Genomic DNA, 7932 nt, shown 5'->3' with positions numbered 1-7932 from the left:
GGCGCAGTGCCTAGCTGTTAGATTTGACAGTGCCGACGAGTGGTTGGGATGGAGTGTTTGTAGGCAAGCCCATTGCCACAGCGTGTCGTGGCGGGGGGGGGATCGCAGTTACTTCGGATACAGCGGCGGCAAGCTGGTGCTGTCTGCCACCGGCGCCTGTTCGCGCTCGGCCATGGGGATGGCCTTGACCGCGCGCCATAACTCTTCGCCCTGCCAATACTGGCCGCTTTCGCTGTAGAGCGCGCCATTCAACCCATCCAGCGCATCGGACAAGGGCACGAACCGCGCCGCCATGTCCGCCAGGGTTTCCGGTTGCTGGCGGGCCCAGGCATCCAGGGCCTGGCGCGTGGCCTGGGGGTCGTTGGCCTGGCTGGCGCGCTTGAGGTCATCGAGCAAAGTCCGAGGGCTAGGCCCGGTCTGTGCGGCGCGCAGGATCGCCGGCCGTGAGCGGGCCCGCCACCACAGGCCGTAGCCGAGCAGGGTGGTGCAGGCGAAGAGCAGGCTGGTGAGCTGCCAGATCCACAGGCGGCCATCATCCGGTGCCGTGATGACCGTAGGCGTGGCCGGTGTGTCGACCACCAGGCTGGGGTTGACCGCCACTTGCAGGGTGCGGGCCGGCAGGCTGGTGCGTTCCAGATGGTCTTCGTGGGTGTTCCACCACACCACTTCCACGGCGGGCAATTCCAGGGCACCGGCGCGGTTGGGCACCAGGGCTTCGCGGTCTTCGCGGCTGCCTATCACTCCGCGTTCGCTGTTTTGGTTGCTCAGTACCGGCTGGTCGGGGTAACGCCGCAGGCCGGCGATTTCGGTGCTCGGCAGCGCCGGCAACTGGGCGCTGGCCAGGCCTTCGGCCTTGAGGGTAAGGATGCGGGTCAGGGAGTCGCCGACCTGTACGTTCGCAGGTTCCGGGTTCCAGCTTTCCCCCAGGCTCAGGCTGCGGGCCGGCAGCCAGGGCGCGTCCGCTGGATACAGGGCCGGCTTGGGCTTGACCGTCAGGGGGATCTCGGTGGAATTGACATGCAGCAGCTTGCCAGGCCTTGGCGCCTGGGGCGCAGTGCCCTGGGCCGGGCGCGGTTCGACCATGGTGGCGCTGAACATCTGTGCGGGGATCAGCAATTGCCCGCTGTGTTGCGGGTAAATCCCGTAGCGCATTTCGATCACGCCATGGCGCACGCCGTTGATGACTTTCTCATAGGTACGTGAATCGCCCACTTGCTCGACCCGGGCATCGGCCAACTGCAAAGGGGCCAGGCTGCTGTCGTCATACAGCGCCACCGAATGGTAGATGCGCACGGTCAACAGGGCCTGGGCTTGGACGTAGACCGTGTTCTGGTCGAGGCTGGCTTCGATGAACACCGGTTGCAGCTGGTTGTCGCTGTCCTGGCCCAGGGTTTCGTCCACTTGCAGGCTGATCGCCTGGGTCTTGAGTTCGCCCAGTTGCAGCGGTGGGATCACCACCGTGCCGGTGCTCTTGGGTTGCAAGGTGATGATCCAGCGGGTCGTCGCGTGGTTGCTACCGTCGAGGGTGGTGAGCTGGTTGATCTGGCGGGTACCGCGTACGTCGAATAGCGGATCCAGGGGCGACAGGTCCGGCTTGCCGAACTGGGTGACGTCGTTGGACTCGATGGTCAGCTCCACCGTTTCCCCGGAATTGACGCGGCTGCGGTCGATACTGGCGGCCAGGTCGGCCGCCTGGGCGTGAGCGGCCCACAGCGCTAGCAATAAGACAAATGGGGTGCAGCGGCTCATCGAGTCTTGTCCTGATGTTGTTGCTGTTCGTACCAGAATTTGCGTCGCAACAACTCGCCGGGGTTGTCCGGGATCTGTCGCAGCCATTGTTCCAGGGCCTGGCGGTGCTCCTCGTCGAGGCTGTCGTTCGTCGGGCGCAGAGGGGGCGTGGTGGTCTGTTCGTCGCCCAGTTCGCTGCCGGGTACTTCGTTACTGCCCGCAGGCGGCGGGGTGCCGGGCTGTTTTTCGCCGGTGCCCGCCTGGCCCGCGCCCTGGGGCGATTGCTCGCCGCCGCTGGTTTGCTGGCCATCGTCGCCTGGTTGCGCAGTTTGGCCGGGTTGGGTGGATTCGTCATCCTCGTTTTTTTCGGGGGCTGGAGGCTCGGGTTCCGGTTCTTCCAGCAACAGGCTTTCGACGAGGGCTTTGTTTTTCAGCGCCGGCTGCAAGTCCGGCTGGGCCTCCAGGGCCTGTTCATACGCGTCTATCGCCGCTTCCAGCTCGCCAGCGCGGGCCAGGGCATTGCCCCGATTGTAGTGGGAGTAGGCATCACTGCCTTCGGCAAAGCGCCGGGCGGCCTCGGCGTAGTTGCCCGCTTCATACAGGGCCACACCTTGCCATTGCGGGTTCTCGAAGTGTTCGGCGGCTTCGGCCGGGCGTTTGTGCTTGAGCAGGTATTGGCCCTGTTGGTCGGGGCGCAGCCACAGGTCATCAAAGCTGAACGCGTAGCTGGGTTGCGGTGCGGCCAGCAGCAGTAGCGGCAGGCAGAACAGCCAGCCCCGGCGACCGGCGCAGGCGGCGAGCAGCAGCAGGGGCAGCAATAGCCAGTAGCCCTGGTCGGCCCAGGTGTCCAGCTGCAGGCGCTGGCCGTCGTCGCGCAGGGTTTGCGGGCCGTCCAGCAGGCCAAGGTTGCGCAGGTCTTTGTCGTCCAGGCGCGCCTGGCGATAGCGGCCGCCCATTTCACTGGCGAAGGCCTTGAGCGTCGGGCTGTCCAGGCGCGGGATCAGGATCGCGCCTTGCTCATCCTTGAGGAACTCGCCGCTTTCCTGGGTGACCGGTGTGCCTTCACGGCTGCCAATGCCGAGGATCGACAGGCTCGGCGCCTGGCCTTGGAGCAGCAGGCGAATGCCCTGGCGTTCCTGCTTGGACAGCGACGAGCCAATCAACAGCAAACGGCCCTGGCCGAGGCCGCCGTGCTTGAGCAGGTCCAGGGCTTTTTCCACCGCCAGGTCGGCGCGATGGCCGGCCTGCGGCATGATCGAGGGACGCAGGGCATCCAGCAGGTTGCGGCTGGTGGCCAGGTCATCGGAGAGCGGCACCAGCGTATGAGCGCTCCCGGCATACACGACGATGGCGGTCTGCGCATCGCTGCGCGCCTGCAGCAGATCCACCAGCTTGCGCCGCGCCTGCTCCAGGCGGTTGGGTGGGCTGTCGGTGGCGAGCATCTCGGGGGTCAGTTCCAGCAGTACCACCAGCGGGTCGGCGGGTTTCTGGCTGATCTGTTCAACCCGTTGCCAGCCGGGGCCAAGCAAGGCCAGCACCGCCAGCAACCAGGCCAGGCCCAGCAACAACCACGGCGACTTGCTTTCCCGACCATTGCCGCCACTGAGCAGGGCGGCATGGAAGGCGGGTGGCAGGATCATCTGCCAGCGCCCGGCGCGCTTTTGTCGATGCCACAGTTGCCACAGCAACCAGCCGAGCACGGGCAGCAGCAACAGCCACCAGGGACGAAACCAGTGCGGCCATAAAGCGATCATCGACGCCTCCGCAAGCGCAGGCGTTGAAGGCGTTGGCGCCATTGTGGGTGCTGTTGCAGGAAGTGGCCCTTGGTCGACAGTTTATTGAGCAGGCGTTGCAGGGCGTTGTCCGGCCAGCGCTCCTGGATCACCAGCAACAGGCTCAGAAACAGCGCCAGGGCCAATGGCCCGCTGTACAGCGCCTGGGTCGGGCGGGCCTGGGTCGGTTGTTGCGCCACCGGCTCCAACTGGTCAAGGGTTTCCTTGATCGCTTGCAGCTCTGCACCGTCGTGGGCGCGGAAATACTGCCCACCGGTGGTTTGGGCGATGGCCTTGAGCGCCGGCTCATCCAGATCCAGGCTGGGATTGAGGCCGAGCATGCCCAGGGTGCCGGTCTGCTCCGGGTTGGCGCCGATGCCGATGGGGTAGATCTTCACGCCTTCTTCGGCCGCCAGGCGCGCGGCGGTCAGCGGGTCGATTTCGCCGCCATTGTTGGCACCGTCGGTCACGAGGATCAGCACCCGGCTTTGTGCCGGGCGCTGCCGCAGGCGCTTGAGGGCCAGGCCGATGGCATCGCCAATCGCCGTGTTTTTACCAGCAATGCCGATGCGCGCCTCATCCAGCCAGGTGCGCACGGTGCGCCGGTCGAAGGTCAGCGGCGCCTGCAGGTAGGCCTGGCTGCCAAACAGGATCAGGCCGACGCGATCACCCTCGCGGCTCTCCAGAAAGTCCCCCAGCAGGTGTTTGACCAGGCTCAAGCGGCTGACGTCTTCGTCCTGCCACTGCATATCGGGGAAGTCCATGGAGCCTGACACATCCACCGCCACCAGCAGGTCGCGGCCGCTGGCGGCAATGGGCAGCGGCTCGCCGAGCCATTCCGGGCGCGCCGCGGCGGTCAGCAGCAACAGCCACAGGACCACGAATGGCGCTTGTTGGCGCCAACCCGGCAGGTTGATGCGCGCGCGGCGCCGGGCCAGGCCTTCGAGGTCGCCGAGGAAGCTGACCTTCAAGGCCGGCTCGCCACTGTCGGCTACCGGCAGGATCAGGCGCATCACCCACGGCAGGGGCAACAGGGCAAAGATCCACGGCCAGGCGAACTCAAACATGCTTGCGAATCCACGTGTCGACGGCTTGCGTCAGGCCGGCGATGGCCTTGTCGTCGAGTTTGCATTCGGGTTTGTACGTGCCTTCCACCAGCACCATCCACCGCGTCAGGCCGGCCGCCGGGCAGCGGTTGTCGAGAAACGCCAGCCATTTGCGCCCATTGAGGGTGTGGCTTTGGCTGTAGGGGTAGTCGTTGCGGCACAGGCGCTTGAGCAGGCCGTTGAGTTGCTGCAGCCAGGCGCCGGCCGGCGCGCCATCGTAGGGTTTGGGCATCAGCGCCAGTTCCGCGAGGGCGGCGATGCGCACGGGGTCCAGGGGTTGTTCGGCCCGGGCCAGCGGGCGTTTGCCCGGCAGAAAGCGGCGCAGCCACCACAGGCCCCAACCCAGCAGGGGGATCAACCCCAGCAACAGCCACCAGCCGGGCGCCGGAGGCCAGAACCCAATGGCCGGCGGGGCAATCAGCGGTTGCAGTTGGTCCAAGCTGCTCATGGCTTTTTCACCGGGCGTTGCGGGTTGAGGTATTCGCGCAGTTGCTCGACCATTTCGCTCTGGGTGCTCAAGGGCATCAGCAATACCCGTAGCTTTTGCGCGAGCAGTTCCCAGCGGGCGATGCGGGCTTCGGCCTGGGCCTTGTAGGCTTGGCGCAGCTCGAAGTTCAAGGTGTCGATTTCCAGTTGTGCGCCCCGTTCGGCAAAGCGCAGCAGGCCGGCGGCGGGCAGGGCGTGGTCCAACGGGTCCGAGACGGGCAGCAGCAACAGGTCGCAATGGCGCGACAACAAACTCAGTTGTTGTTCAGCACCTTCGGTCAGGGCACGTTCATCGCAGATCACAATCACCAGGCTGCCGGGGCGCAGTACTTCGCGGCCACGGCGCAGGGCCATGCCCAGGGCATCGGCTTCGGGGCGGCTCTCGGTGTCGAGGCTCTGGTTGACCCGTACCAGGCGGTTGAGCAGTTGCAGCAGGCTTTGCTTGCTGCGTCGTGGCTTGATTTCATAGTGCTCGTTATCACCGAACACCAGGCCGCCCACCCGGTCGTTGTGCCCCAGCGCGGCCCAGCCGATCAGGCTCGCGGCTTGCGCTGCGAGAACCGACTTGAACATCAGCCCGGAGCCGAAGAACAGCCGGCAGCTTTGCTCGACCATGATAAAGATCGGCCGCTCGCGCTCTTCATGGAACAGCTTGGTGTGGGGCTCCTGGGTACGCGCCGTGACCCGCCAGTCGATGGTGCGCACATCGTCACCCGCCTGGTACACCCGCACCTGATCGAAGTCGACCCCGCGCCCGCGCAGCTTGGAGTGGTGCAGGCCGATCAACGGGCTGCGCTGGCTCGGCGTCGAAAACAGCTGCACCTCCCGCACGCGATGACGCATCTCGATCAACTCGCTGAGGGAAATACGGATTCCATCGCCGGCGTTCATGGGGCTCAAGCGACGGCAACGACGTCGAGAATGCGTTGCACCACACGGTCCTGGTCGATACCGGCCGCTTCGGCTTCAAAGGACAGGATGATGCGGTGGCGCAACACGTCGAACAGCACCGCCTGGATATCTTCGGGGCTGACAAAGTCGCGCCCGGCCAGCCAGGCGTGGGCCCGGGCGCAGCGGTCGAGGGCGATCGAGCCCCGAGGGCTGGCGCCGTAGGCGATCCACTCGGCCATCTCCGGGTCGAACTTGGCCGGGGTGCGGGTGGCCATGACCAGTTGCACCAGGTATTCCTCCACGGCATCGGCCATGTACAGGCCGAGGATTTCCTTGCGCGCGGCAAAAATCGCCTGCTGGCTGACCCGCCGCTCGGGCTTGGTCTCGCCATTGAGGGCTTCGCCACGGGCCTGTTGCAGGATGCGGCGCTCCACGGCAGCGTCGGGGAAGCCGATCTTGACGTGCATCAGGAAGCGGTCGAGCTGGGCTTCAGGCAGGGGGTAGGTGCCTTCCTGCTCGATGGGGTTTTGCGTGGCCATCACCAAAAACAGCGGTGACAGTTCGTAGGTACTGCGCCCGACGCTGACCTGGCGCTCGGCCATGGCTTCGAGCAGGGCCGATTGCACTTTGGCCGGGGCACGGTTGATCTCGTCCGCCAGCACCAGGTTGTGGAAGATCGGCCCTTGCTGGAACACGAAGCTGCCGGTTTCCGGGCGATAGATTTCGGTGCCGGTGATGTCGGCGGGCAACAGGTCGGGGGTGAACTGGATGCGATGGAACTGTGCTTCGATGCCTTCGGCGAGCTCTTTGATGGCCTTGGTCTTGGCCAGGCCGGGAGCGCCTTCTACCAGCATATGGCCGTCGGCGAGCAGGGCAATGAGCAGGCGCTCGATGAGTTTTTCCTGGCCGAGAATCTGCGTAGAAAGAAAGGTTCGCAGCGCGAGCAGCGCTTCACGATGTTCCATCGATGACGGTTCCTGGAAAGATGAGCCTGGGGCGTGTGAAAAATGCCAGGGCCTGGGGGGCTTACTTTAATGCATTGGAGGGGCTGGCGACTAACGAACCGGGGGGTATTTTTTGGGGTTTGTGGGAAAGGTCTGAGGTTTTTGGCGTCGATGAGGGCCTCATCGCGGGTAAGCCCGCTCCCACATTTGGATTGTGGCGCGTTCAAATGTGGGAGTGGGCTTGCCCGCGATGGCGATTTTGCAGCCGCCAATCAAGGCTTGCGGATATAAGTGCCGGTGCCCTTGAGAATGTTCTGCAAGGTTTCTTCTACCTCGGCCAGGTCCGATTCCGGCGTGCTGTGCTTGATCTGCAGGTGATCGCTGCCACCCAGTGCGTCCTTGTCTGCCGCGCCAATCTCTACCAGCAAGGTGGTCGCGCCCAGGGTGATCTTCAAACCGTCCAGGGTCGAAGGTTCGTAGTCCCAGGTCAGCTCCACCTCGTCCTCATCCGGATAACGGGACAGCATGAACATCTCGCCATTGGTGCCGTGGCAGCAGAGCATGGCCATGTTGTCTTCTTCGTCATCGCACGGGGTGGCGAGCAGGTGGGCGGTGGTCAATTGCATGGGGAATCCTGTGTGGGAGAGGGCGCAGCGTGGCAATTGTGCCATTGCGGCCGATTTTGTGCTGCATGCTGTTATGACCTCAGGGGCCGGATCAGTCATTTCTGGCACTCGCGGGCTGGAAAATAGCCTGTTTTGCAACCGGTTATTTCAGGTTGCACAAATTGCAACCGGTGCGCTGCGTGCTGATGACCGAATATGTCGCAGCATCGCAAGCAGGCCGCTTCCCACACTCGTTAAGCTGCGCAACGTATGTGCCTGCAGCGTGACGCTGACCTGCCCGTTGTACCGTCATCCGCCAGCGGCATGTGACCTCATTGTCTTGTCCAGCTTCACCCACCTGTCACCCTGATTCGTTTATGGTTACCGACGAACAGAAATG

The 7932-nt window shown here is 64.6% G+C and carries 7 protein-coding genes; all 7 read right to left on the bottom strand.

Annotated elements, in window-relative coordinates; all coding sequences use genetic code 11:
• Positions 1–108: 108 nt before the first annotated feature.
• The 7 genes from BHC62_RS20455 to BHC62_RS20425 all read right to left on the bottom strand — a co-directional run bounded on the left by BHC62_RS20455 (position 109) and on the right by BHC62_RS20425 (position 7553).
• Positions 109–1749 carry a BatD family protein gene (locus tag BHC62_RS20455; protein ID WP_070995944.1) on the bottom strand — a complete coding sequence of 547 codons (1641 nt, stop codon included), beginning with the start codon at positions 1747–1749 and terminating at the stop codon, positions 109–111.
• Positions 1746–3482, bottom strand: coding sequence for a VWA domain-containing protein (locus BHC62_RS20450; RefSeq protein WP_070995943.1), 1737 nt, complete (start codon positions 3480–3482; stop codon positions 1746–1748). The genes BHC62_RS20455 and BHC62_RS20450 overlap by 4 nt, the downstream gene beginning before the upstream one ends.
• Positions 3479–4567 (bottom strand): VWA domain-containing protein, encoded by a 1089-nt coding sequence (locus tag BHC62_RS20445; RefSeq protein ID WP_029294785.1) that lies wholly within the window; start codon positions 4565–4567, stop codon positions 3479–3481. Before BHC62_RS20445 ends, BHC62_RS20450 begins: the two co-directional genes overlap by 4 nt.
• The gene (locus BHC62_RS20440) at positions 4560–5054 is read right to left on the bottom strand and encodes a DUF4381 domain-containing protein (RefSeq protein WP_029294787.1); all 495 of its coding nucleotides are present in this window, start codon (positions 5052–5054) and stop codon (positions 4560–4562) included. Before BHC62_RS20440 ends, BHC62_RS20445 begins: the two co-directional genes overlap by 8 nt.
• Positions 5051–5983, bottom strand: a complete 933-nt coding sequence (locus BHC62_RS20435; RefSeq protein WP_029294789.1) for a DUF58 domain-containing protein — start codon at positions 5981–5983, stop codon at positions 5051–5053. The genes BHC62_RS20440 and BHC62_RS20435 overlap by 4 nt, the downstream gene beginning before the upstream one ends.
• Before the next feature lie 5 nt (positions 5984–5988).
• Entirely contained in the window at positions 5989–6948 is a 960-nt protein-coding gene (locus BHC62_RS20430) for a MoxR family ATPase (protein WP_003218556.1), read from the bottom strand.
• A 251-nt stretch (positions 6949–7199) separates the two neighbouring features.
• A complete protein-coding gene (locus tag BHC62_RS20425) occupies positions 7200–7553 on the bottom strand; it encodes a hypothetical protein (protein WP_070995942.1) in 354 nt (117 codons plus the stop codon).
• Between the last annotated feature and the right edge of the window lie 379 nt (positions 7554–7932).

It is taken from the genome of Pseudomonas sp. 06C 126, from assembly GCF_001855215.1.
Taxonomy (GTDB): domain Bacteria; phylum Pseudomonadota; class Gammaproteobacteria; order Pseudomonadales; family Pseudomonadaceae; genus Aquipseudomonas; species Aquipseudomonas proteolytica.
The sequence above is the reverse complement of the archived record's forward strand: the minus strand, read 5'-3'. Positions and strand labels throughout refer to the sequence as shown.